25 protein-coding genes and 1 riboswitch are annotated in these 23,415 nt (G+C 60.4%); of the genes, 12 read left to right on the top strand and 13 right to left on the bottom strand.

Features of this window, described 5'->3' with window-relative positions; all coding sequences use genetic code 11:
* Positions 1 to 4 precede the first annotated feature (4 nt).
* From D1224_RS14620 to D1224_RS14610, 3 genes are all read left to right on the top strand, one after another.
* On the top strand, positions 5 to 976 hold the full coding sequence (locus tag D1224_RS14620) for a YihY/virulence factor BrkB family protein (protein ID WP_119380678.1): 972 nt from the start codon (positions 5 to 7) through the stop codon (positions 974 to 976).
* A gap of 83 nt (positions 977 to 1,059) precedes the next feature.
* Positions 1,060 to 1,671 carry a glutathione S-transferase family protein gene (locus D1224_RS14615; RefSeq protein WP_119380677.1) on the top strand — a complete coding sequence of 204 codons (612 nt, stop codon included), beginning with the start codon at positions 1,060 to 1,062 and terminating at the stop codon, positions 1,669 to 1,671.
* A gap of 127 nt (positions 1,672 to 1,798) precedes the next feature.
* Positions 1,799 to 2,101, top strand: coding sequence for a GIY-YIG nuclease family protein (locus D1224_RS14610; RefSeq protein WP_119380676.1), 303 nt, complete (start codon positions 1,799 to 1,801; stop codon positions 2,099 to 2,101).
* 213 nt (positions 2,102 to 2,314) lie between these two features.
* On the opposite strand, the gene D1224_RS14605 is transcribed toward D1224_RS14610, so the two are convergent.
* Positions 2,315 to 2,773, bottom strand: a complete 459-nt coding sequence (locus tag D1224_RS14605; RefSeq protein WP_119380675.1) for a MarR family winged helix-turn-helix transcriptional regulator — start codon at positions 2,771 to 2,773, stop codon at positions 2,315 to 2,317.
* A 118-nt stretch (positions 2,774 to 2,891) separates the two neighbouring features.
* Between D1224_RS14605 and D1224_RS14600 the strand changes: the two genes are divergently transcribed.
* A complete protein-coding gene (locus tag D1224_RS14600; protein WP_119380674.1) occupies positions 2,892 to 4,175 on the top strand; it encodes an acyl-CoA dehydrogenase family protein in 1,284 nt (427 codons plus the stop codon).
* Between the two features lie 84 nt (positions 4,176 to 4,259).
* Here the strand turns inward: D1224_RS14600 and D1224_RS14595 are convergent, their stop codons facing one another.
* The 5 genes from D1224_RS14595 to hisS form a co-directional block, all read right to left on the bottom strand.
* Entirely contained in the window at positions 4,260 to 4,478 is a 219-nt protein-coding gene (locus D1224_RS14595) for a hypothetical protein (protein WP_119380673.1), read from the bottom strand.
* Positions 4,475 to 5,665 (bottom strand): aspartate aminotransferase family protein, encoded by a 1,191-nt coding sequence (locus D1224_RS14590; RefSeq protein WP_119380672.1) that lies wholly within the window; start codon positions 5,663 to 5,665, stop codon positions 4,475 to 4,477. Before D1224_RS14590 ends, D1224_RS14595 begins: the two co-directional genes overlap by 4 nt.
* Positions 5,666 to 6,212: 547 nt before the next feature.
* Positions 6,213 to 7,157: an ATP phosphoribosyltransferase gene (gene hisG, locus D1224_RS14585; RefSeq protein WP_119380671.1), complete on the bottom strand. Its 945-nt coding sequence runs from the start codon at positions 7,155 to 7,157 to the stop codon at positions 6,213 to 6,215.
* On the bottom strand, positions 7,154 to 8,254 hold the full coding sequence (locus D1224_RS14580) for an ATP phosphoribosyltransferase regulatory subunit (RefSeq protein ID WP_119380670.1): 1,101 nt from the start codon (positions 8,252 to 8,254) through the stop codon (positions 7,154 to 7,156). The genes hisG and D1224_RS14580 overlap by 4 nt, the downstream gene beginning before the upstream one ends.
* Entirely contained in the window at positions 8,251 to 9,741 is a 1,491-nt protein-coding gene (gene hisS, locus D1224_RS14575; protein WP_119380669.1) for a histidine--tRNA ligase, read from the bottom strand. Before hisS ends, D1224_RS14580 begins: the two co-directional genes overlap by 4 nt.
* A 342-nt stretch (positions 9,742 to 10,083) precedes the next feature.
* On the opposite strand from hisS, the gene D1224_RS14570 reads away from it, so the two are divergent.
* A complete protein-coding gene (locus D1224_RS14570) occupies positions 10,084 to 10,560 on the top strand; it encodes a hypothetical protein (protein WP_119380668.1) in 477 nt (158 codons plus the stop codon).
* A 256-nt stretch (positions 10,561 to 10,816) separates the two neighbouring features.
* Here the strand turns inward: D1224_RS14570 and D1224_RS14565 are convergent, their stop codons facing one another.
* From D1224_RS14565 to D1224_RS14555, 3 genes are read right to left on the bottom strand one after another with little or no spacing between them, the layout of a single operon-like run.
* Positions 10,817 to 11,695, bottom strand: coding sequence for an acyl-CoA thioesterase (locus tag D1224_RS14565; RefSeq protein ID WP_119380667.1), 879 nt, complete (start codon positions 11,693 to 11,695; stop codon positions 10,817 to 10,819).
* Between the two features lie 29 nt (positions 11,696 to 11,724).
* A complete protein-coding gene (locus D1224_RS14560; protein ID WP_119380666.1) occupies positions 11,725 to 12,627 on the bottom strand; it encodes an ABC transporter permease in 903 nt (300 codons plus the stop codon).
* On the bottom strand, positions 12,627 to 13,598 hold the full coding sequence (locus D1224_RS14555; protein WP_233350568.1) for an ABC transporter permease: 972 nt from the start codon (positions 13,596 to 13,598) through the stop codon (positions 12,627 to 12,629). The genes D1224_RS14560 and D1224_RS14555 overlap by 1 nt, the downstream gene beginning before the upstream one ends.
* Positions 13,599 to 13,720: 122 nt before the next feature.
* On the opposite strand from D1224_RS14555, the gene D1224_RS14550 reads away from it, so the two are divergent.
* The 4 genes from D1224_RS14550 (at position 13,721) to D1224_RS14535 (ending at position 16,485) form a co-directional block, all read left to right on the top strand.
* On the top strand, positions 13,721 to 14,131 hold the full coding sequence (locus D1224_RS14550) for a TIGR01244 family sulfur transferase (protein WP_119380665.1): 411 nt from the start codon (positions 13,721 to 13,723) through the stop codon (positions 14,129 to 14,131).
* A gap of 138 nt (positions 14,132 to 14,269) precedes the next feature.
* The gene (locus D1224_RS14545) at positions 14,270 to 15,205 is read left to right on the top strand and encodes a hypothetical protein (RefSeq protein ID WP_119380664.1); all 936 of its coding nucleotides are present in this window, start codon (positions 14,270 to 14,272) and stop codon (positions 15,203 to 15,205) included.
* Between the two features lie 44 nt (positions 15,206 to 15,249).
* Positions 15,250 to 16,161: an MBL fold metallo-hydrolase gene (locus D1224_RS14540; protein ID WP_119380663.1), complete on the top strand. Its 912-nt coding sequence runs from the start codon at positions 15,250 to 15,252 to the stop codon at positions 16,159 to 16,161.
* Positions 16,162 to 16,206: 45 nt separating this feature from the next.
* Positions 16,207 to 16,485, top strand: coding sequence for a hypothetical protein (locus D1224_RS14535; RefSeq protein ID WP_233350567.1), 279 nt, complete (start codon positions 16,207 to 16,209; stop codon positions 16,483 to 16,485).
* A gap of 58 nt (positions 16,486 to 16,543) precedes the next feature.
* On the opposite strand, the gene D1224_RS14530 is transcribed toward D1224_RS14535, so the two are convergent.
* The 4 genes from D1224_RS14530 to D1224_RS14515 form a co-directional block, all read right to left on the bottom strand.
* A complete protein-coding gene (locus tag D1224_RS14530; RefSeq protein WP_119380662.1) occupies positions 16,544 to 17,239 on the bottom strand; it encodes a DJ-1/PfpI family protein in 696 nt (231 codons plus the stop codon).
* A gap of 24 nt (positions 17,240 to 17,263) precedes the next feature.
* A riboswitch (ZMP/ZTP riboswitch) is annotated at positions 17,264 to 17,343 on the bottom strand.
* Between the two features lie 341 nt (positions 17,344 to 17,684).
* Positions 17,685 to 18,581: a DUF1499 domain-containing protein gene (locus tag D1224_RS14525; protein ID WP_119380661.1), complete on the bottom strand. Its 897-nt coding sequence runs from the start codon at positions 18,579 to 18,581 to the stop codon at positions 17,685 to 17,687.
* A gap of 90 nt (positions 18,582 to 18,671) precedes the next feature.
* Complete coding sequence (locus D1224_RS14520) at positions 18,672 to 19,445, bottom strand: SDR family NAD(P)-dependent oxidoreductase (RefSeq protein ID WP_119380660.1); 774 nt, start codon at positions 19,443 to 19,445, stop codon at positions 18,672 to 18,674.
* Between the two features lie 4 nt (positions 19,446 to 19,449).
* Entirely contained in the window at positions 19,450 to 21,072 is a 1,623-nt protein-coding gene (locus D1224_RS14515) for a long-chain-fatty-acid--CoA ligase (RefSeq protein WP_119380659.1), read from the bottom strand.
* Between the two features lie 97 nt (positions 21,073 to 21,169).
* Here D1224_RS14515 and D1224_RS14510 point away from each other — a divergent pair, with 97 nt between their 5' ends.
* The 3 genes from D1224_RS14510 to D1224_RS14500 all read left to right on the top strand — a co-directional run bounded on the left by D1224_RS14510 (position 21,170) and on the right by D1224_RS14500 (position 23,408).
* Complete coding sequence (locus tag D1224_RS14510; protein ID WP_119380980.1) at positions 21,170 to 22,162, top strand: glycerophosphodiester phosphodiesterase family protein; 993 nt, start codon at positions 21,170 to 21,172, stop codon at positions 22,160 to 22,162.
* Between the two features lie 176 nt (positions 22,163 to 22,338).
* Complete coding sequence (locus D1224_RS14505) at positions 22,339 to 22,536, top strand: hypothetical protein (protein WP_119380658.1); 198 nt, start codon at positions 22,339 to 22,341, stop codon at positions 22,534 to 22,536.
* Positions 22,536 to 23,408 (top strand): fatty acid desaturase, encoded by an 873-nt coding sequence (locus D1224_RS14500; protein ID WP_119380657.1) that lies wholly within the window; start codon positions 22,536 to 22,538, stop codon positions 23,406 to 23,408. The genes D1224_RS14505 and D1224_RS14500 overlap by 1 nt, the downstream gene beginning before the upstream one ends.
* Positions 23,409 to 23,415 lie beyond the last annotated feature (7 nt).

The raw sequence follows: 23,415 nt of genomic DNA, 5'->3' as shown, positions 1-23,415 counted from the left end.
GCTGATGATTGGTTCGGAAATACTCTACAAGATCAGGAACGCCCCGCTCTACAAACGGTGGGGCTATCCTGTTGTGAACGTTGTGACGCGCACATTCGGGCGCATTGGCGACGATGATGTGGCCCTGGTGTCTGGCGGCGTGGCCTTTTACGCCTTCCTGTCAGTTTTCCCGGCCGTTGCTTGTGCGCTGATGGTCTGGGGCCTGTTCACAAGCTCCGCCGACCTTCGCGACTATTTTGAGATCATGCAGACCTTTCTGCCTGAAGAGGCGTACAGGCTCATCACTGCGCAGATGATCCGCATCGCAGAGTCGCAGTCGTCAGGCCTGTCATGGGGCGCGCTTCTCTCACTCATCATCGCCCTCTGGTCGGCATCGCGCGGCGCGAATGCCCTCCTCCTTGCGATCGCGGTGACTTATGACCGGCCCGCCAAGCGTGGTTTCCTTAAACAGAACCTTCTGGCCCTCGGATTTACCGCTGGCGCTATTGTGTTTGCGATTATATCGCTCGCGGCGATTGGCGCGGTGCCACCGATCATCAAAGCGCTTCAGCTTGGCGCTTTCGTAGATGCCCTGCTGCGCATCATTCGCTGGCTCGGCCTGGTCAGCCTGTTCCTGCTTGGCATCTATGCCTTCATGCGAACAGCCCGTCCGCACACCGTGCGTTCACATGAAAGCCGCTCGCGGCCAATTCTGCCGGGCGCAATTGTTGCTGGCGTCATCTGGCTGCTCGCCTCGGTCGCCTTCTCTTTCTATCTCAGCGCCTTCGCCGATTATAATGAGACGTTCGGGTCCCTGGGCGCCGTTGCAGCGCTTCTCATGTGGCTCTGGCTCTCATCATTTGCGATCTGCGCTGGCGCTGAAGTAAATGGCGTCATCAGCCGTCGCGAGCGCGGCCTGACGACCAGAACGGCCAGGCAGAAGGCCGAAAAAACAGATAAGTCGAAGCGTTTCGAGCGTTCGAAGAAGTCTCGCTGAACCCTGCGTCATGGCTTGCCGCACTGGTTAGCGCCGATAGTCTCGGGTGTCTGAGAAGACAAACACGCCTGAGGAGACGCGCCATGAAACTCTATAATTCCGTCGGACCAAACCCGCACGTCGTACGCATGTTCATGGCAGAGCGCGGGGTCGATATTCCAAAAGAAGAGATCGACATCATGGCCGGCGCGAACCGGCAACCCGACTATCTGGAAAAGAACCCGCACGGTCAGTCACCAGCGCTGGTGCTCGATGACGGCGCGCTCATTACCGAAATCACGGCGATCTGCGAGTATCTGGACGAAACCAGCCCCGGCGACAGCCTGATCGGCGCGACGCCGGAAGAGCGCGCCCAGACCCGCCGCTGGACCCGCTGGGTCGACCTCAAGATCGTCGAGCCCATGACGACCGCCTTTCGCGGGGCCGAGGGCCTGCCAATGTTCAAGGACCGTGTGCGCTGCCTGCCAGAAGCGGCCGATGGTCTGAAAGCCTTCACGCAGGACAATGTCGCGTTTCTCGACAAGCAGATGGCGAACCGCGACTATGTCGCCGGTGACAAGTTCACCCTCGCCGACATCCTGCTGTTCTGCTTCCTCGCTTTCGGTGAACAAGTCGGCCAACCGCTGAACCGCGACTTCAAGAATATCGCTGCCTGGTTCGACCGCGTTGCGAAGCGCGAAAGCGCGGCGGCTTAAGGCCGCGAAGCCCATCTGGAAGACCATCTACTGAACTTCCACGTGGCGATCATGGCGAAGGCAGGAGATGGGCCCTCAGACCGCTAGCGCGGTCGAGGGTGACGCCTAACACTGATGGCAGGCAAAGATGGCAAGCTGGGATAAGGTGACCGCCGTCTACATGCTGGCCAATCGTCGCAATGGTACGCTTTATACCGGCGTCACATCGGATCTAGTAAGACGCGTGGGCGAACACCGCGAGGGTCACATTCCGGGATTTACGAAGCGATATGGTTGCAAGCACCTCGTCTGGTACGAGGTCCACGACCTCGTCTCGCAGGCCATCTATCGTGAGAAATCTATCAAGTCCTACCGACGACAAAACAAGATCAATCTGATTGAAGCACAGAACCCTGACTGGCGTGATCTCTGGTTCGAGCTGGTGCGTTGACCTGCCTATCTGGCGTCACCCTCGACCGCGCTAGCGGTCTGAGGGTCCAGCTTCTGACGCCTCTATATGATCGCAACGGTAGTTGGGCCTCCAATTCTCGGAGAATTGGACACCCTTCGACCTGTGCGGCCGAACTCAGAGACAGGAGATGCCCCCCAGATGGCTGCGCCATCCAGGGTGACGCCAATCCGAAGAGTCGGCTCTGACCTACTTCTACCCTTCAGCCTCGACCATGGATTCCTCGTCGCAGAGGGCGATGATGCGGTTCAGCTTTTCGGTGAATTGCAGTAGCGCCTCTGCGCCGAATTCCTCTTCGATGCGGCGATTGATGGCGATGGGCTGGTTGACCGCGCGGTCGATCGCCGCCTGACCCTGCTCGGTCAGCTTCAGGACGAAGGCGCGGCTGTCGCTCTCGCTTCGCGTCTTTTCCAGCATTCCCATACCGATAAGACGGCGTACCATGGCCGTAATGGCGGAGTCATTCAGGCGGAGATCGCGCGCGAGGCTCGTCTGGTTGAGCGCCTTTGCCGAGGCGACCCGCGTCAGCACGCCAAGTTGCGGCGCGGTCAGGCCTGCCGTCTCGACCAACTGGCGATCTGCGACCTTGCGATAGAGCTGGGCAGCAATCTGAAGGCGCGAGTAGATTCGCGGGTTTCGTGTGTCGTGCGTCATTCCTGCCCCTTGCGAGTCCTCGTCCTGGAGGATATACTTCACTAGTGAAACAATCAACTGTTCGGGCCAGCCGGGCAGCCAGCCACCACCAACACGCGATCTTCGGGAGGATCACCAAATGGATACCGCAACACTCGGTACAGTAAATGTACGCGACGATCTCAATGACCTGCGCATGTCTGAAAAGTCGGTGCCGCTCTATGAGCACGTCAAACGCTTCATCAAGGAAGAAGTCGAGCCGATGAGCGTCAAGTTCCACGAACTTGGCGAAGGCCGCGCAGACCGCTTTTCCTATGTTCCCGGCCAGCTTGAGCTGCTCGACGCGGTCAAGCAGAAAGCCAAGGATCAGGGCCTCTGGAACTTCTTCCTGCCGGACGCTGAAACCGGCGAAGGCCTGCCAAACCTCGACTATGCGTATATCGCCGCCGAGCTTGGCAAGAACTCACTCGCATCAGAGTGCATGAACTGCGCTGCGCCTGACACCGGCAATATGGAAGTGCTCGAACGCGTCGGCACGAAGGCACAGAAGGAACAGTGGCTGAAGCCTCTGCTCGCCGGCGAAATCCGCTCTGCCTTCGCAATGACAGAGCCCCACACGGCCTGTTCGGACGCGCGTAATGTCCGCACGGAAGCCGTCCTGAAAAATGGCGAGTGGGTCATCAATGGCGAGAAGTACTATGCCTCTGGTGCCGGCGACCCGCGCTGCAAGATCATGATCGTCATGGTGCAGACCGATCCTGACGGCCAGAGCCACGAGCAGCAGTCGCAGATCCTCGTCCCGATTGACACGCCAGGCGTCGAAGTTCTCGGCCCGATGCATGTCTTCGGCAAGGATGACGCGCCGCACGGCCACATGCATATCCGCTTCACGGATGTGAAAGTGCCGGAAGAGAACATCCTGCTCGGCGTTGGTCGCGGCTTCGAGATCTCCCAGCTGCGCCTCGGCCCAGGCCGCATCCACCACTGCATGCGCTCCATCGGCGCGGCAGAAAAGGCGCTCGACCTGATGCTGGAACGCGGCATGAGCCGTGATGCCTTCGGTCAGCCACTCATCAAGCTCGGCGGCAATCAGGAGAAAGTCTCCCGCGCCCGCATCGAGATCGAGGCTTGCCGCCTGATGGTGCTGAAAGCTGCCAAGGCGATGGACGTCCTCGGCAACAAGGAAGCCCGCGTCTGGATTTCCATGGTGAAGGCGATGGTGCCGGAGAAGGTCTGCAAGATCATCGACGATGCCATCCAGATGCACGGCGCAACCGGCGTATCCCAGTGGACGCCGCTGGCCGACATGTACACCAGCCAGCGTACGCTGCGCCTCGCGGACGGCCCGGACGAAGTGCACCACATGGTCGTCGGCCGCAACGAGATCGGCCGCATGGGCATGAAGGGCATGACCAAGAAGTAGGTCTTGGCTTTAGCCAGACATGAGAAAGCCGGCCTTTCGGGGCCGGCTTTTTTAATTCAGTGCGAAGAACCTGGCTGGCTGCGTTTACAGTTCGAAGTCTATGGGACCGCCGCGTCGTGTCAGATACCAGATAAACGGGAAAACAATCACGGCGGCGCCCAACGGAATGAGCAGGAGAACGCCGAGGTCCTCAAGAAGCATTCGCCAGTTCAGCGCGATAAAGAGACCGACAAAGGGCAAAAGTAGTAGGTTCCAGATCACGACGAATTTGCGCGCCGTCGTGTAATTCTCGAACCAGCTCACCCCTCCATTTCCCACTCGCTCAGCGCCTCATCCATAACGCTGACGGCTTTGCGGACGTCTTCGTCCTTGATGATGAGCGGCGGCGCGAGGCGCAGGACATTATTACCGGCGACGCCGACAAGAAGGCCCTTTTCGCGGCAGGCATTCTGGACAGGCTTTGGCGCTGATTTCAGCTTGAGGCCGGTCAGGAGGCCCTTGCCCGTGACGCCTTCGACCTTGTCGGCATGACTGTCTGCGAGGGATTTGAGGCCTTGGGCAACCGTACCAGCGACCCGGCGCACTTCGGCGAGGAACTCCTCGTCCGAAATAATGTCCCAGACAGCATTGCCGACGGCCATGGCAAGCGGGTTGCCGCCATAGGTCGAGCCGTGGGAGCCGGGCTGCATGGGTAGGCCAACCTCTTCGGTCATCAGGCAGGCGCCGAACGGGAAGCCGCCGCCGACACCCTTTGCGACGCACATGATGTCCGGTTCAGCGTGCTCGGCCCATTCATGCGCGAAGAGCTTGCCCGTCCGGCCCATGCCGCATTGGACTTCGTCATAGATAAGCAGCGTGCCGGTCTCGTCGCAGAGCTTGCGAAGGCCGGTCAGGCATTCTTCTGGCATGGCGCGCACGCCGCCTTCGCCCTGCACAGGCTCAACGAAGACCGCGCAGGTCTTGTCTGTCACCGCTTCGTTCAGGGCGTCATGATCGCCCCACTCAAGCTGGCGGAAGCCGGGAATTTCCGGGCCGAAGCCTTCGAGGTATTTCGGGTTACCGCCAGCATTGATCGCGCCTAGCGAGCGGCCATGGAAAGCGCCGGTGAAGGTGATGAACTCGATGCGGTCCTCATTACCCTTCGACCAGTGATACTTGCGGGCGGCTTTCAGCGCGCACTCAACCGCTTCGGTGCCGGAATTGGTGAAGAAGACACGATCCGCAAAGGTGCGGGCGCACATCTTGTCGGCCAGCTCCTCGCCCGCGCGGACGCGGAACATGTTGGAGAGGTGCCAGAGATTTCCGGCCTGTTCCTGAAGGACTTCGACCAGCTGTGGGTGCGAGTGGCCGAGCGAGCTGACCGCGATACCGGCCACGAAGTCAAGATAGCTGTCACCTTCCTCTGTGATGAGGTTCACACCCTCGCCTCGCACGAACACCTCCGATGGCGGGGCGTAGACGGGCATGATGTGGGCGCGCGGATCTGACATTTTTCTCAAGCTCCTAGAGGGTTCAGGACTGCGTTAGTCTTGGGGATGGCTGGCGCTGATTTCAAAGTCAACACATGGGCCTTTGCGGCGCTGAAGGCGAGCCTGAAGCTGGCGAACACAGAAAGTTGCAATTGCAACTCTGCATGCAAGCCATGTCGCTTGCGCTGTGGTCAATCAAGGCGCGCCCCATTAAATGCGCCGCTTCCGCTCTCCGAATGGGCTGGATTACGAATATTTCATTATGTTTTTCGATAAGCGCTTGACGTTTATCGATAAGTCATATATTGAAAAACAATAATAACTAAACCCGGCTGGTAGCAAACCCTGACGCCCTGACCCTGAGCCGCCAGCCGGGCCCTTCAAAAATCGGAAGTGACTTATAAAGGCCCCACCGGGGCCTTTTTCTTTCGGGAGTTAACAGGGGAGTGCAGCGACACTTGAACGGCGCATAAAAAAAGGCGCGGCTTGTGGCCGCGCCCGTAAAAAGTATTGCAGCGTTTCCTCCCAGAAACTTGCCTTATCTGAATGCTAATTTTCTGTCACAGAGTCAAGCACGTGTCGAAAATTGGGCAATGAATGCCTCATAGGAGGGCGTCGCCTGGGAGAAAATGAAGTCCGATTTGAGGATAGAGACCGAATTCACTCCAGATTCAGTAAGTTTTCGGGCATTTTCCACCGCTTTCCCGGATGGGCTGAGGAAGGAATTGGCGGAGACTTTGGCAAGGCCAAGCGAATCGCGAAGTGATTCCTCGACCTTCCCGCCAACGACCAGAAGGCTGGTCGCATCCGCCGATTCCACGGCTTCGATCGAGGCGAGGAGTTTCTGGAGCACGTCTTTCGCCCCGCCCGACCAGTCGGCACGGAGCGACCCCGCCAGGGCGGCGCGGCTTTTCAGGATCACGCCGTCATCGAGAACCTTGAGGCTGTTGGCGCGCAGTGTCGTACCGGTCGAGGTGATATCGACAATGACTTCAGCTTGACCGGAGGCCGGAGCCGCCTCTGTCGCGCCGGCGCTTTCGACGAGACGGTACTCACCCACAGACTTTTCAGAGAAATAGTTACGGGTGAGACGGAGGTATTTCGTGGCGACTTTCATGCGCCGGCCATGGCGCTGGCGGAAGCCCGCCCCGGCAGCTTCAAGGTCAGCCATCGTGTTCACGTCGAGCCAGGCCGCAGGCACGGCGACGACCACATCGGCCCCGCCAAATTCCAGCCGCTTGATGACGGATGCGTCGCGGGCAAGGTCTGCCGAAAGGTCGTTGAGAAGGTCCTCACCGGTCACGCCGATATGGAATGCACCGTCGATCAGGCCCTGCGCAATCTCTCGTGCGGAGAGGAGCAGCACATCGGCATCCGGCAGGCCTTTCAGCTCTGCGGTATAGCCGCGGTCACCGCCGGACTGGCGCAGTTTGAAGCCAGCGCGGGCGAGCCAGTTCTCTGCATTGTCTTTCAGGCGACCCTTGGACGGGATGGCGAGTTTGAGCCGGGTCATGCGGTGGCTCCTTTTGTCAGACGGTCAGGGCGGACGACGCCGCCGATGCCGGTCGCTTCGACCTTGCCGCCGGAGAGACGTGCCAGAAGCGTGTCATAGCGCCCGCCTGCCCCGAATGGGCGGCGGCCGTCGGCTTCGCCGGGGTTAAACAGCTCAAACAGGAAGCCATCATAATAGTTGAAGCGGCGACCGAATGGCGTGCCGAAGCGCGCATCGGTCATGAAGGCGGGCGCGAGCTCTGTCATACGGTCGGTACGGGTCTGAAGCCGGTCCAGGACCGGGTCGAGGCCTTCAAGGCCTGCCTGACGGGAGGTGGCGAGCAGCTTGTCAGCCGCCTGCGCGGGCGGGCAGTTCACGGCCATGACAGCTTCAAGCGTCTGGCGCGCGGTATCGGGCGCGGCGCCATGTTCGGCGTCGGCAGCCTGCGCCAGAAGGCCTTCGACAATCTCGTCGAGGGTGCGGTGACCCTGTGGCTGGATACCGGCAAGTGCAAAGATGTCAGCGACGATAGCCTTCGCCTCCTCCGGGCGCGCGCCCTTGAGGCGGGCGGCAAGGCCGTGGACGGGCTCAGAGCCGCCGGAGTTAAGCAGCGCAGAGACACCGCCTGCCTGACGGAAGGCCCGCTTCAGCGCATCGGCGAGCCCCGGCGCGAGACCGAGTGCATCCACGAAGGCCGGGAAGACGGCAAGGTCACCCATCCGCGCTTCGCAATCAGCGACGCCAGCGGTGCCAGCTGCTTCACAAACGAGCGCGAAGGTTTCGGCATCGGTTTCCGCATTGGATGGCGCACCGTAGCGTTCGAAACCGACCTGCGTAAATTCAAGCGCATCGCCAGACACGACGGGCAGGCGGAACGCGCGAGCGGCATAGCGTTTCACTGTCTCGCCGTTGATGCCCTCTTCGGCTTGCGCCAATGCGACAGGCAGGGTGAGGTCGGGGCGGAGCGCGCATTCCTCGCCGAGTTCATTCACGAAAACGCAGAGGCGTGCGCGGACGGCTTCGCCCGAAAGCTCCAGCGGCTGGCTGGCGGGCATGACGATTGGCGGATCGACGATGTCGCCACCAAGGCGGGAGAAGATGTCAGCTGGTGTGCTCATTCCGACGCCTCCACGATTTCGCGGATGCGGGCCACCATTTCGCTGCGCGGAGCTTCGAACTGGCCGGGGCGGGCTTCACGGTACTCCTCATTGGACTTGATTGCGGCTGCCTGCTTGGCGCCCTCTTTCAGATCCTTGATGGTGACAACGCCTTTGGCGATCTCATCCTCACCGACCATGACAGCGACGGGCGCGCCGCGCCGGTCTGCATACTTCATCTGAGGGCGCATGCCGGAGCTGCCCATATAGGCCTCGGCGCGGATACCAGCGGCGCGAAGTTCAGTCGCGAGTTTGAGCGCTTCGGTCGGGTCATCGCGGTTCATGTTGAGAATGACGACCGGGCCGTTCAGCGTCTCGATATCACCGGATATGGCGAAAGCCGTCGCCAATCGGGAAATACCGACAGAGAAGCCGGTCGCGGGGACTTTCTCGCCTGTGAAGCGGGCGACGAGATCATCATAACGCCCGCCGCCACCAACAGAGCCGATGCGGACGGTGTTGCCATCCTCGTCGACCGTCTCACGCAGTAGCTCAGCCTCAAAGACAGGGCCGGTATAGTATTCAAGCCCACGCACAACGGACGGGTCGAACAGAACGTCCGTGTCCGGACAATTGAAGGCTTCGAGGCCGCGCGCGATGGCAGTGAGTTCGGCAAGGCCAGCCTCAGCCTCTTCACCTGTGCCGACCGCGCGGCCGAGCGCCTCAAGCGTTTCGCCGCGTGTCGGTCGGCCCGCTTTCGCGAACGCCATCACGCGGTCAATCTCTGACGTTCCGAGCCCTGCTCCCTTGGTGAAGTCGCCGCTTTCATCTTCTCGGCCCGGGCCGAGCAGGAGTTTGACGCCTTCTTCGCCAAGCCGGTCCAGCTTGTCGAGCGCACGGAGGATTGTTAGGCGCGCGGTGTCACTATTCGCCCCTACGCCTTCAAGCACTGCGTTGAGCAGGCGGCGCGTATTCACGCGGACGGCAAACTCTCCATCTCCAGCGCCGGCGGCCCGCATGGCTTCGGCGGCCATGGCGACCATTTCGGCATCGGCATGCGCGCCCGCCGCGCCGACCGTATCAGCGTCACATTGCAGGAATTCACGGAAACGGCCCGGGCCCGGCTTTTCATTGCGCCAGACAGGCCCGGCGGCATAGCGGCGGAAGGGCTTTGGCAGGGTTTGCCAGTTCTCGGCTGCGAAACGGGCGAGCGGCGCTGTCAGGTCATAGCGCAGCGATACCCACTGCTCGTCATCATCCTGCATGGAGAAGACACCGGCATTCGGGCGGTCATCGTCTGGCAAGAACTTTCCGAGCGCGTCTGCATATTCCCAGGCGCCGGTATCAAGTGCCTCAAAACCCCAACGGCGGTAGACGGAGGTGACCCGGTCGATCATCTCGGCCTGGGCATGGATCAGCGCTTCGCGGCGATCTGGAAAGCCGCGCGGCTTTCGCGCGAGGTCCTTGCCACTTTTCGGGGCGTCCGGGTCCTGTTTCTTCTTGGCCATATTGGAGGTCCTGTCTGGTCAGTCGCGCTTCGCTTAGACGAAGCCGGGAAAGGTGTGAAGCAGACACGCTGGACAAGACGCGAAACCCATTGTCGCGGCTTTGGCCTCTGGCGGTTCAAAAAGATGGTATGAACACTTGAAAGAGAGGCGCAGCCGGACTGGGTCGCGCCTCATGCGGCGCGTCACGCGTGGTGATGATGGTGATGCAGCTCTGTGTTCATTACCGGGGTGGATATGGAGCGCGTTGTGGGAAGTCAAGGCGAGGCCGGCCCACGCCTCCCCTCAGGCGACTGGCATCTGGCTTGCTTCGCGTCTCAGGAGAATTATGAAAGTTGTGTCCTGATGAAACGTCTGATCGCCTCTCTTGTCTTCGTCGTCCTGCCCTTCTCAGCGGCAGCGTCGCCGGACCTCGCCCGCGACTGGGGGACGAAAGCAAGCGCGCTTTATGAGGACACAATCGATCTTCTGGAAAGCGATGCCAGCATCCCGGCCAGCTATGAGACCGAGATCGGCCGCTTTGCGCTGACCGCCGGCCGGCTTGGCAGCTGGATTGATGGCTCAGGCGGGCCGTCAGATCTTGGGTGCATCTTTCGAGGCATGGCTGAAGAAGGCGAAACACAGCTCATGGCGCTGGAGAGCGCCGAAACACCGGCTGCGCGCGAAGAAAGCCTGAAGCGTCTCGCGACCATGTTTTCGGACGCTGAGGCCATTGCTGCGGCCGCTGCGCTATCGGCCGACAAACGCCGTCCCATAGAAGTTCATGGCGCGCAGAACAGCTGCGCAGCCAATTCAGACGCGACGCACGCCGCCCTGCAATAGCCATTGCAGTTGCCCCAATCTGGCACATTACGTTTTTCTGCAGAAACATGGGAACGGTCCGGGCCGCTCACGCATAGTCTAGGTCAGGAAGCCAGAATGGCCATCCAATGACAGATCAGCTGCAGGCAGAAAGCCTGCAGCCTGTCCTATCCCCCGCACGGCCAGAATGGCTGCGTCCCCAAAAAGCCGGACATGGTGACAGAATGCACCCCGGCACTTTTGCGGCGCGTTCTGGCGGCGCCTCTTCTCCGAAAAATCAGGACTTTTCGAACCGCGCCTTGAACGCTTCCGGGTCGAAGAAGCGGATGATGCCGGACTGGCTGCCCGTGGCCATCAGCGTCCCGTCATCTGCGAACATGGCGACACGGCCATGCACGAAGCCATTATGAACGCCTTCGATCTGGATATCGCAACAGACCCACTCAGTCTCGACGATATTATGGATGCGCAGCGTATTATCGAGCGAGTTTGCGCCGGCCGGCAGGCCGAGCGCATGGCTGGTTCCCGACGGCACGAAGTCATTGATGATGGCGAGCATGGCCGAATCGATCGGGTGGCCTGTCTTGGACCGCCCCCAAAGCACGACGCGACCATCCTTGCTGCTGCCGCCCTCGATCGCGCGGTCTGGCGAATAGCGCCCCTGCGCGACACGCATGTCGAGATAGTGGTGCAGGTCGACATTGTGCTTGTCGAAGCGCGGCATGGGCGGGCAATCCTCTGGCCGCGCGACATCCGGTTTTGTCTGCCATTGCTTCGAGTGTTCGGACTCGCGCTCGCCGACAGCCGCATTCACCGTGAAGATCTCGCGGTCCTTGATATGGCCAAGGACGCGCGCCTGGGTGATATTCTTGCCGACAACGGGTGAACGGACATCGACGTCCAGCACATCCGGCGGATTGGCAAAGGAAAGATATTGCGCCGTGGCCCAGATGCAGGGCCGGCCTGTCGTACGCTCCAGCGCTGTAATCGCCGTGCCAAGGCCGACGCCGCCAAACAGGAATTTCTTGCCCGGCGGGCCAACGCAATAGCGTTCCTCTACCGGCAGGTACCAGCGATAGGGATTATGGGTCGATTTCAGGTCGATGAAGGGCGCGTCTGTCATGGCGTTGGGCTTTAGCGTAAAATTTGCGGCCATGAAAAGCCGCCTTGAACGTGACGCAGCGTCTAGCGCTCTTTCGGGTCGAGCGCGTCGCGCAGGCCATCGCCGATGAAGTTGAGGCAGAGCAGCGTCACCGCCATCAGGATCGCCGGCGCCATAAGTAGCCACGGCTTGTCCTGCATTTCCTTCGCACCGTTTGAAATCAGCACGCCGAGCGAGGTCAGCGGCTCATTCACGCCGAGCCCCAGGAAGGAGAGGAAGCTTTCCGCCATGATAACGACCGGGATCGTGAGTGTAACGTAGACGGCCACCGGGCCGACCACGTTGGGCAGGATGTGACGGCGGATAATGGCCGGGCCGGATACGCCCGCGGCGCGGGCGGCCTCAATGAATTCCTTGCCTTTGATGGCAAGGGTCTGGCCACGCACGATCCGGCTCATGGTCAGCCACTCGACCGCGCCAATGGCGGCGAAGATCAGGATGATGTTGCGGCCGAAAACGGTCAGCAGCAGGATTACGAAAAAGATGAACGGCATGGCGTAGAGCACGTCCACGAACCGCATCATGAAATTGTCTGTGCGCCCGCCGACATAGCCTGCGATCGCACCCCATGTGACGCCGATGACAAGCGAGACAAGCGTCGCCACCATGCCGACAGCCAGCGAAATGCGAAGCCCGAGCAGGTTGCGCGCGACGAGGTCGCGGCCCTGCTCATCCGTGCCCAACAGGTGCCAGTTGTCGAAGGTTGGCGCGAGCTCCGTCTGTGCAGAGATCTGGCTGTAGTCATGTACCCAGAGGAACGGTCCGAAAGCGGCGAGGAAGATCATCACACCGAGCACCCACATGGAGATCACGGCCGCCTTGTTGTTAAACAGGCGCCGCTTGGCATCGTCCCAGAGCGAGCGGCCGCCAGCGAGAGCCTGTTCGACCGGATCCTTCCGGCCTGTCATGTCCAGCGTATCAACCATCAGTCGTACTTCACTTTCGGGTCGAGCAAGGCGTAGAGGATGTCGGCGATCAGGTTGAACAGCACGATCAGCGTTGCGTAGATGATCAGCGCGCCCATCACGAGGGTATAGTCACGGTTGATCGCGCCATCGACGAAGTAGGACCCCATCCCTGGCAGGCCGAAGATCCGTTCGATGACGAGTGAGCCCGTCATCACGCGGGCCATGGCCGGCCCGGCATAGGAGACCAGCGGCAGGATCGCCGATGGCAGGACGTGCCGCATGATGACCGTGCGCTCTGGCAGGCCCTTGGCACGCGCCGTACGCACATGCGGTGAGCGCATCGTCTCAATCGTGGAGGCGCGCATGAGGCGTGAGATGATGGCGATCTGCGGCAAGGCAAGCGTCAGGACCGGCAGGGTCATGTTGTTGAATGTCATGCCGATGTTCGGATACTCACCCAGCCCGCCAACGGCGAACCAGCCTGCACCAAGCGCAAAGGCGAGGATCAGGAGCGGGCCTGTCACAAAGGTCGGGATCGAAATACCCGCCATGGCGAAACCCATGACGGTATAGTCACCGGTCGTGTTCTGGCGAAGGCCCGCGAAAATACCAAGGCTCGTGCCGACAATCAGCGCGACGAGCATGGCGAGTGAGCCAATTGCCAGGCTGACCGGAAGGCCGTCAGCGATCAGGTCGTTCACGCTCTTGCCGAGCGTTTTCATCGATGGACCAAAATCGCCCTGCAAGACGCCGAGCACATAGTCGACGAACTGTTTCCAGAGCGGCTGGTCCATGCCGAACTTTGCCGCGATGGCCGCCTCGGTTGCTGCATTCAACTTGCGCTCGCCGTCAAACGGGCCGCCGGGCGCGAGCCGCATCATGAAGAATGCGACGGCGATGATGACCAGAAGTGTCGGGATCGCGAAAAGCAGCCGCCGGATTACGTAGGCCCATGGGATGCGGGAAAGACTTCGCTGCAGCGCTGACACGTAGGGAAACTCTCAGGCGATCTTCAAGTATAGGCGAAAGGCGGACTTGGCAGCCCGCTGCTGGCTTCCTAGGTTCACGCCAGACGAATGCTTGTCAACGCTACATGACACTGAGGTACCAGATGGCAGATATCCGAACCGTAACAGACAGTTTTTCTGTTGCGCCACAAATTTCCGAAGACGATGTCGACGCCATCGCCAAGGCCGGTTTCAAGACCATCATCGCCAACCGGCCAGATGGTGAAGGCGGCGTTGACCAGCCGCGCATGGGTTCGATCCGGGCCCGTACCGAAGAGCTTGGCCTGACCTTTGTCGCCCTGCCCTTTTCCGGTGCGCCTACCCCTGAAATCATCGAGCGCATGAACTCGATCCTTGCCGAAGCCCCCGCCCCTGCGCTGGCCTATTGCCGGACGGGTACGCGCTCCATCACCGCTTGGGCACTCAGCCATGGCGGCCAGGGGCAGTCGGACGAGATCATCGAAGCTGGCGCTGCAGCGGGCTATGATCTCTCCGGCCTGAAGCCTCTGCTCTAGGTCTCGCGCGTTTCAGCGCAGCGGCAGTAAAAGTTTGATCACGAAACTTCAGGGCTTTATGAATTGAAGCCTTGAGGAAGACGTGCGATTCCGGCGCCGGTAATTCGTTCACCACCGCCCGCACGCAGGGGATACTGAATGTCCAGAAACTGGCTGGCAGATTTCAAATACGAAGACGGTGCCTGGCTCGTGAAGAAAACGGGTCACCGGGTGCCTGCGAACCGCCAGCTGGCCAACGATATCTTCACCTGGCTGACCTTTTACACGATGGCGCAATCCTGGCGCACCTGGCGCCGTATTACCGGGCACAAACGCCCGACCATCGCGTTCCATCCCGACAAGCCGCGCCCCTGGTATTTCATCTGGCCCGTGATGCACGCGTCGGGGTCCAAGCTGATTTCCGACGTCTCACAGGCCGATATCGTCTTCCAGTTCGACGACTCAACCCATGTCGATTCCAGCACGCCGAAGACGAAGCCGGGCGCTCGTCTCGTCAATTTCGGTTGCAATGATATCTCGAAGACCTGCGTCGCGGAGAGCTTTGGACGCGCGGCAGGCTACAGCCTGAAGGTCGATCCGCTCAGCTATGAAGGGCCGATGGTCGAGAAGTCCGAAAAGAATGCGTGCCATGATGGGCGTATCATCGAAGGCCCCATCGAGCCGCTCGAGAACAAGACCTATCAGCGCCTGATCGACAATGAGATCGAAGGCGGCCTGGTTGAAGACCTGCGCTGCTGTATCGTGGGCGGCACGCCAACTGTTGTTTTCCGCAAGCGCCGTCCGATTGCGCGCCGCTTTCTCAATGAGAATGTCGACGTCATCCTGGACGAGCCGCGCAAGTGCTACTCAGCGGAGGAAATCGACGTCATTTCGGCTTTCGCCAAGGAGATCGGTCTTGAGTGGGGCGGCGTGGATGTTCTGCGCGACCGCAAATCCGGCAAGATCTTCATCGTCGATGCCAACAAGACAGATATGGGGCCGCCTGTAGCCCTGAATCTTGGTGACAAGCTGAAGGCGACACGTCGCATGGCCCGGGCCTTTGTCCGCGCCTTCGCGCCAAAGCGCAGTGCCTAGGGCAGATAATCCAGAGTTTCACAATCCAGGGTGAGGGAGTTCACTTGGGAATTCCATACATCAAAGAAATCGATTTCGAATATGGCAAGGTTGAGCAGGTCTCCCCGCTCATCCGCCGGGTGGTTGCGAACAATCCCGGCCCGTTCACCTTTGTGGGCACCGGCGTCTATATCATCGGTCATGGCAAGGTTGCCGTGATCGACCCCGGCCCTGAACTGTCAGAGCACTTCGACGCGCTGAAAGAAATCCTGAAGAACGAGACAATTACGCACGTCCTCGTCACGCATGGTCACTCGGACCACTCCCCGCTGGCACAACCGCTCGCAAACTGGGCAGGCTGCGCGACCTATGCGAAGAATTCCGGCGTGCCGACGGCAAAAGGCGAGCTCGGCTCCGCCGACGACCTCGGCTTCATGCCAGACGTTCAGATCGGTGATGGCGACGTCATCTCCGGGCCCGGCTGGACGCTCGACGTCATTGAGACGCCCGGTCACACCTGCAACCACCTCTGCTTTGGCCTGCGCGAAGAGAATGCCTGCCTGACCGGCGATCATATCATGGGCTGGTCCACGACGATCGTTGCCCCGCCGGATGGCAATATGGGCGACTATATGCGCTCGCTCGACAAGATCGAGGAACGCTATTTCGACATCCTATGGCCGACGCACGGCTCACCGATCCGCGAAGATGTGAACGGCTTCATCCAGTCCTATCGCAATCACCGGCTGGATCGGGAATCGGCTATAATCAAGCATCTCGAAGCGGGTGAGACCAACATCCCGAAAATGGTCGAGACCATGTATGCCGACGTCGACAAGCGCCTGCATCCGGCCGCCGCCCTGTCCGTCCTCGGCCACATGCTGAAGCTCGTCGAGGAAGGCCACGTCGAGACCGCCGACGCTAATCCGACGGTGCGGTCAGAGTTCCGCTGGAAGGCGCCGCAGCAGACGTCGTAGACATGGAATTTCATGCGTGGCTTAACTCTAGGCATGAAACCTAGAGTGACTGTTAGTATAAATCGGGACGGCCAGTTCGAGCTATATCTGAACGAGAGCGGCCGTGATCTGCTGGTGGCTGAGCTACAGAAGCTGGACAGGAAATGGGAACATTTCCACCTTGATAATTTCGGCGATCCCGCAATTGAGTTCGCCACCGATGTTCCGCTCTCGGTCGTCCCCTATGGCGAAGAAGACAAGGTCTTCAAGCACGGCAAAGTGCTTCTGCGCCCGGACGAGTGGGACGAGGAATACTACCCACACGTCATGAAGACAGAGGATTAAACTGACCGCCAGGGCCCCCTTCCTGTGCACTATGGAGAGACCTCGGCGGAAAGAGGGGCTAGAAACCAAGCCCTTTCGCTATCGCTTTCACTTTGGCGGCACGTCCGGGTGCAGACTTGTTCATCAGCCCCCAATAACGCTCCGGGGCCACCGCATCAGCCTTGGCCGGTGAGCCGCTGTCGAAAGGCGGCTGCGGGTCATACTCGATGGACAGCTGGATGAATTTGGCGTGGTCTTCGCCTCTGATCTTTGCCGCGAGCGCGAGACCGAAGCCAATGCCAGCCGTTACCCCGCCGCCGGTCACACGGTTTCGGTCGGAGACGACACGCTGCTTCACCGGTGCGGCGCCGAAGAATTCAAGCTGCTCATGCGACGCCCAGTGCGTCGTGGCGCGGTAGCCTTTGAGGAGGCCTGCTGCGCCGAGCACGATGGAGCCGGTACAGACGCTGGTAACCCAACTTGCTTCAGCGCCCGCCTTCCGTACCCAGCCCAGCGCCTCCTCGTCCTGGATAACATCCATGGTGCCAAAGCCGCCCGGCACGCAAAGAATGTCGGCGCTTTCAATATCGGCGAATGTTTTCGTCGGCAGCAATGAAAAACCCGCATCCGTCGGCACAGGGGCTTTGGTCTTCCAGAGTAGATCGACGGTTGTGTTGCCGAGCCGCGAGAGCACCTGCGCCGGGCCTGTCAGGTCAAGCTGGGTGACGTTCGGAAAGACGAGAAACGCAACAGAGATTGGTGAAAGCTCAGGCATGGGCAGCCCTCCTTTGAAAGGTGAGGTTCATGCCCAGGCGCACGGCGTGTCAGCACCGCGCTCCCCGGTGGTGAACCACCCAAGCGCCAGTCACGCGGCTTGACCAGGATATAGTGGTTTTACGTCATCGTCGATTGGTGAAGATGCCCCCTTCGACTCGCATTCGCGAGCCACTTCCCCCGCAGGCGGGGGAAGAAAGACAACCAGCCGCCTAGTGCCATCCTCCCCCGTGCACGGGGGAGGTGCTGGGTCCTTCGACAGGCTCAGGGTGAGGGGCGGAGGGGGCGTTCTCATGCATTGAAGGCGAAACGCAAACCTACCTTCCCCCGCCCTCCCAGCAAAAGCTGGGACCCATGGCGGTTGAAAGGCGACGGCCCAGCCGCCATGGACCCCACCTTTCGGTGGGGCGGCGGTAGTCTTTAGGGCTGAGCTAGAACTCTCAAATTTAAGGCTGGCGGCGGCCGTTTGCGCGGGCTTCGAGTTCGTCCATGAAGGAAGAGACACGCCGCGCATTCATGCCGAGGTCCGAAAGACCGACGCGGCTGATGGAGCGCATGTCGACGCGGGTTGCGCCTTCCACGGCGCGGATGCGGATGGCCACGTCATCCTTGAAGCCGAACCAGGTCGAGGTTTCGGTCGCTTCCAGCACAGTGCGCTCGACATCCTGACCGGTTTCGGGGCGCGAGAAGATGTCCCAGCCGCGATCCTCTGCAATCTGGAGTGCGTAGGACGCAATCTCACCCGGCGACTGGTCGAAATAGACCGGTTCAATCGGGCGGTCATAGGCAGGCTCTACCGTCTCACCGTCCACAGTGCGTTCGCGCTCAGCCTCTTCCTGAACTTCGGCAACGCGGCGGCCACCCATGCCCGGCCAGCGGCCGTCCGCGCCTTCTGTAATCGTCGGGTCGTCCTGGACCTCATTAAGCGCACCATCGCTGCGGCGTTGGGCGATAAGCGACTCCGACAATGCAATCGGCTCTGACCAATCAGTCTGAACATCATGGATCGGCGGCAGTGAAGCGGCCTGTGCGCCAAACCCTGCAATTCGGAAGAACACCATGAGCGCGATGAGAAGTGCGGCGAGTGCAAGCAGTGTAGGTTGGAAACGTGGCGCCTTTATCAGAGCAATGATAATCGCGATCACAGCGAGGCCGAGCGCGAAGAAAGTAAGGCCCGGCCCCCAGCCGAGAATCATGGTGCCAAGACCGAACTGCCAGCCCCAGAGCCCAAACTTCGAACCGAGTGCGGCTGCTGCAAACCAGAGCACGGTGAAGATCGACACGCCGAGCGCGACACCCGCCACGGTCAGACGCCATCCAGCCTTTTTCGTCGTATCGCTCATTTCAGCCTCCCCGACTGTAACCTGTTAGATTGCGCCGAGATCTATCCCGGCAACCTGCTTTGACAAACCTTCCCCTTGAGGAAGCGGCGGCTATCGCGTCTGGCCGCCATCGACCGGGACGATAGCCCCGGTGACGAAACTCGCCCGCTCACTGAGCAGATAGGCGGCCGTCGACCCGATCTCTTCCGGCTTGCCAAAACGTTGCAGCGGGACTTCACGCCGGATCCACTTCTTCCAGGCGTCGCCCCGTTCCCCTTCGCTACGTTCTTCCCAGGCGCCGCCCGGGAAGATGATGTTGCCAGGCGAGATCGCGTTGATGCGAACGCCGGACGGGCCTGTGATCCGTGCCAGTTCCTTGACCATATGGTTCATCGCCGCCTTGGCGGTGCCATAGGTAAGCGGCGTGCCAAGCGCGCCCATGCCCGCGATGGAGGAAATCGCAACAATCGACCCTTCGCCGCGAGGCTCCATCTTGCGCAGGCAGGTGCGGGCAAGGCGGAAAGCGCTGTCGAGGTTCTGCTGCATGCCGGCCGTCCAGGTGTCGTCATCGACATCGAAGCCCGGTGGACATGGATGAAGACCGACATTAGCGACCGCGCCCCATAGCGGACCAAACTCGCTCTCGATGGCCTGGACCATCTCTTCGAGCGTTTTCGTCTCACGCAGGTCGCCAGCACGCGCCCAGAGGCGGTCCTCGCCATACTGGCTGGCGAGGCGGGCGCGTTCTTCCTCAAGCTTCTCGGCGCCGCGTGCCGCGATGGCAACACGGGCACCTTCTTCCAGAAGCGTCTCAACAATACCGAGCCCGATGCCGCGGCTCGCGCCCGCGACAAAGACCACTTTATCCTTCAGGTTCAGATCCATCAGATCAGGCCGTCGGCAGCTTGTAGTCCGAGAACATCTCGCGGAGTCTGAGCTTGTTGATCTTGCCGGTCGCGCCCAGTGGAATTTCATCGACGAATTGGACATCATCCGGCGTCCACCATTTGGCGATCTTGCCTTCGAGCTGTTTCAGCACGTCTTCCTTGCTTGGCGTTTCGCCGGGCGCTGGCTGTACGACGAGCAGCGGGCGCTCATCCCATTTCGGGTGATAGATGCCAATGGCGGCGGCGTTCGCGACCTTTGGATGGCCGACAGCGAAGTTTTCGATGTCGATGGAGCTGATCCACTCACCGCCGGACTTGATGACATCCTTGGCACGGTCGGTGATCTGCATGGTCGAATGACGGTCCAGCGTGGCGACGTCGCCTGTATCGAACCAGCCATCTTCGTCCACTGCCAGCTCTTCAGCCTTGAAGTAGGATTTGGAGATAGCAGGCCCGCGGCACATCAGGCGGCCGGATGTTTCGCCGTCTCGTGGGAGCTCATTGCCTTCATCATCGACAATCTTGAGCTCGACACCAAATGGCGGACGGCCCTGCTTCAGCTTGAAAGCGATCTGCTCTTCATGCGGCGCATCGATGAGCGCAGCCGGAAGCGCGCCGAGCGTGCCCATTGGCGAAAGCTCTGTCATGCCCCAGGCGTGGAAGACCTGAACGTCATAATTCTCTTCGAAGGCGCGCAGGATCCGCTCCGGCACGGCAGAGCCACCGATAATGACCTTGCGCAGATGAGGCAGCTTCAGATTGTTCTCTTCAAGATAAGTGAGCAGCAGCAGCCAGACCGTCGGCACAGCGGCGGTGATCGTCACTTTCTCCTTGTCGAGCAGCTCATAGATGGCCTGGCCGGACATATCGGCGCCCGGCATGACCAGCTTTGCGCCGGTGGCTGGGCAGGCGAAGGCAAGCCCCCAGGCATTGGCGTGGAACATAGGGACGACGGGAAGAACGACGTCAGCGGCGCCCATGCCAAGCGTATCGACGCCCATCGTCGTGTAGGTGTGCAGCACATTGGAGCGGTGAGAATAGAGCACGCCCTTCGGATTGCCGGTCGTGCCCGACGTGTAACAGAGGCCGCAGGCGGTCTGCTCGTCGAAATCACCCCAGACCACATCGGTCGATTTGCCCTTGATCCAGTCTTCATAGGATACCGCACCAAGAGAATTGTCCGGCATGTTGTCTGGCGATGTCAGGACGACGAACTTCTCGATCGTTTTGAACTGGCTCTTGGCCGCTTCAACGATTGGCAGGAAGGTCGTATCAAAGAGCAGGATGCGGTCTTCGGCGTGGTTGGCGATCCAGGCAACCTGGTCCGGGTGAAGGCGCGGATTGATTGTGTGCAGCACCGCGCCAATCCCCATTGTGCCATACCAGGCCTCCATGTGGCGGGCCGTATTCCAGGCCAGCGTTGCGACGCGGTCGCCAAGTTTGATGCCTTCTTCCTTCAGCGCGGAGGAGACCATCTTGGCGCGCTCATGCAGGGCCTTGTAAGTCGTACGGGTGACGTTGCCTTCGACTTCGCGTGTAACGATCTCGCGGTCGCCATGATTGTGGGCGGCGTGGTCGAGCACCTTGTCGACGGTCAGCTGCCAGTTTTGCATCAAGCCGTGCATGTTCTTTCCTCCAGAATTGTTTTCACGGGTTTCCGTGGCGTTCGGTTTCTTCTATGTCCCAGCTACTTCTACGGCAAGCGATGGCGAGCGAGGTCATATGTCCCAGACCCATTTTCTGGCAGGCGCCCTGTTGCTGGGCGCAGTTCTGACCGGCTGCAATGAGGCGGCGACAGCACCGGCGGAGACCTCTGATGCTGCGGCAACAGAATCACCTGTCGAGCAGGAACAGGCTGTCGCCGAGGTCCCAACTGATCGCGACCTGCCCCGACTATTTGATTGTGTGCGCGAGGAAGGCGGTGTGCTGATCGCGGCTCATCGCGGCGGGCCTGCCCCGGGCTTTCCTGAAAATGCCGTCGAGACATTTCAGCATGCACTCGATGCCGGCATCCCCATGATGGAGATCGACGTGGCCGAAAGCCGCGACGGCGTTCTCTTCCTCATGCACGACCGCTCCCTCACCCGCACGACGACTGGCAGAGGCGCAGTCGCCGACACAGCCTGGCAGAACATCTCGCGGCTGCGCCTGGTCGACAGTGAAGGACGGGTCACAGCGTTCAATCCGCCAACACTTGCAGAAGCGCTGGACTGGGCGGTTGAGACGGGTGCGATTCTCGAACTGGACCGCAAGGAAACAACGAGCTTCCGTAATATCATCGGAGAGGTTCGTGCGGCCGGCGCCGAAAATAATGTCATTATCATCACCTATTCAGACGAACAGGCCTGGCAGGTCGCAGAGATTGCGCCAGACCTGATGATGACCGCCGGTGTCGGCAACCGCGACCATGAAGCCGCCCTTCTCGAAGGCGGTGTCGATCCTGACAAGCTCGTCGCCTGGACCGGCACACGAGAGCCAAGCTTCGGCAAATGGCGCGGGCTTGCCAGCAAGGATATAGAGAGCGCCTTTGGCACGCTTGGCCGTCCGGGCGAGCGGCTTGACGATCAATACTGGGCTGATGGTGACCCGTCCGAGTACGTATCACTGATAGAAAACGGGCTTGTTCTCCTCGCGACGGACACGCCTTACCGGCTCGTGAGCGAGAGCGGCCTTCCAGCGCGTTTCATTCACGCGACTGAAACCTGTTTGCGCTAGGCATGAATTGGCTTCTAGCCGCGAAGAATCTTGCCAGAAAGCCTCAAAATTTTATCTTTAGAAAGATAATATTCACCATTTTCGGCGATTAATCCTCAGTAGAAGAACCGGCTGGCCGCTGGGAACGCATTTCCTGGCGCCCGTCAGAGTTCCGCAAATTGGGGGACAATCCGACCATGCAGAAAGTCGTGCTACGTCGATTATACAAGCTTAGTCCGATGATTTTCGGCCTCGGCTTCCTGACGCCGCTGGCTGCACAGATCCTGCAGTCGTCTAAAGTCACGTTGCCGTTTGGCATGCCGCCGCTTCTTGCTGGTTTGCTGATCGCCATGGCGTTCACCATTCCAGCGCAGCTACGGGGACGTTGGGTCTGATGTCGAACCGTGACCTTTCCATGCTGACACCGAAAGAGCTGGCGCGGATCGAGCGCGATATCGCCCGCAAACATATCGGAAAGTTTCCATGGCTGTCGGTGACGGCCGGCATCGGTGTCTTTCTTTGCTGGCTGGCCCTCTGGCCGCTCGTATTCATGGATGTCATCCCGGTCTGGGCAGGGTTTGTTGCCGCAACCGTGCTGGCAATCATCGGCTACCTTCCTTCGCATGAGGCCCAGCACGACATTATCGCCCGGCCCGGCTCCCGGCTAAGGTGGCTAAACGAAGTGGTCGGACATGTTTCTACGGTGCCGCTCGCCCTTCCCTTCGATCTCGCGCGGGCGACACATAGAGAGCACCACCTCCATACAAACCACCCGGAGCTGGACCCGGACTATGGCTCTAGCGCCGCAGGGCCTCTGAAGGCGATCTGGAAAGCGATACAGAACATTCAGCCAAGGTCGAAGGGCGGTCACAACGCCTATAGCCGCACGCTGCTACGGCTTGGCCGAAAAGATGTCCTGAAAGGCGCTGCGCTCTATCGGGTGACATGGTTTCTGACCCTGTTCACCATGGCCTGGACCGGGCACGCAATCGAAGCCGCAGCGCTCTGGTGGCTGCCGCACCATGTCGGCTATGTCTACATCCAGTATTATCTGAGCTGGGCGCCGCACCATCCGGCCAAAGAAACGGCCCGCTATCGCAATACGCGCAGCTTCCGCGCCGCCCTGGGCAATATCGGCTCACTCGGCATGCAGTATCATGTTGTGCACCACCTGCACCCACGCATTCCCTTCCTGCGTACGCCGCAAGCCTATTGGGAAATGAAGCCTGTGCTTGAGGCGCAAGGCGCGCGGGTCGAAGACCTCTGAACTCACG

The sequence above is a fragment of the Henriciella barbarensis genome, from assembly GCF_003576345.1.
Taxonomy (GTDB): domain Bacteria; phylum Pseudomonadota; class Alphaproteobacteria; order Caulobacterales; family Hyphomonadaceae; genus Henriciella; species Henriciella barbarensis.
The sequence above is the reverse complement of the archived record's forward strand: the minus strand, read 5'-3'. Positions and strand labels throughout refer to the sequence as shown.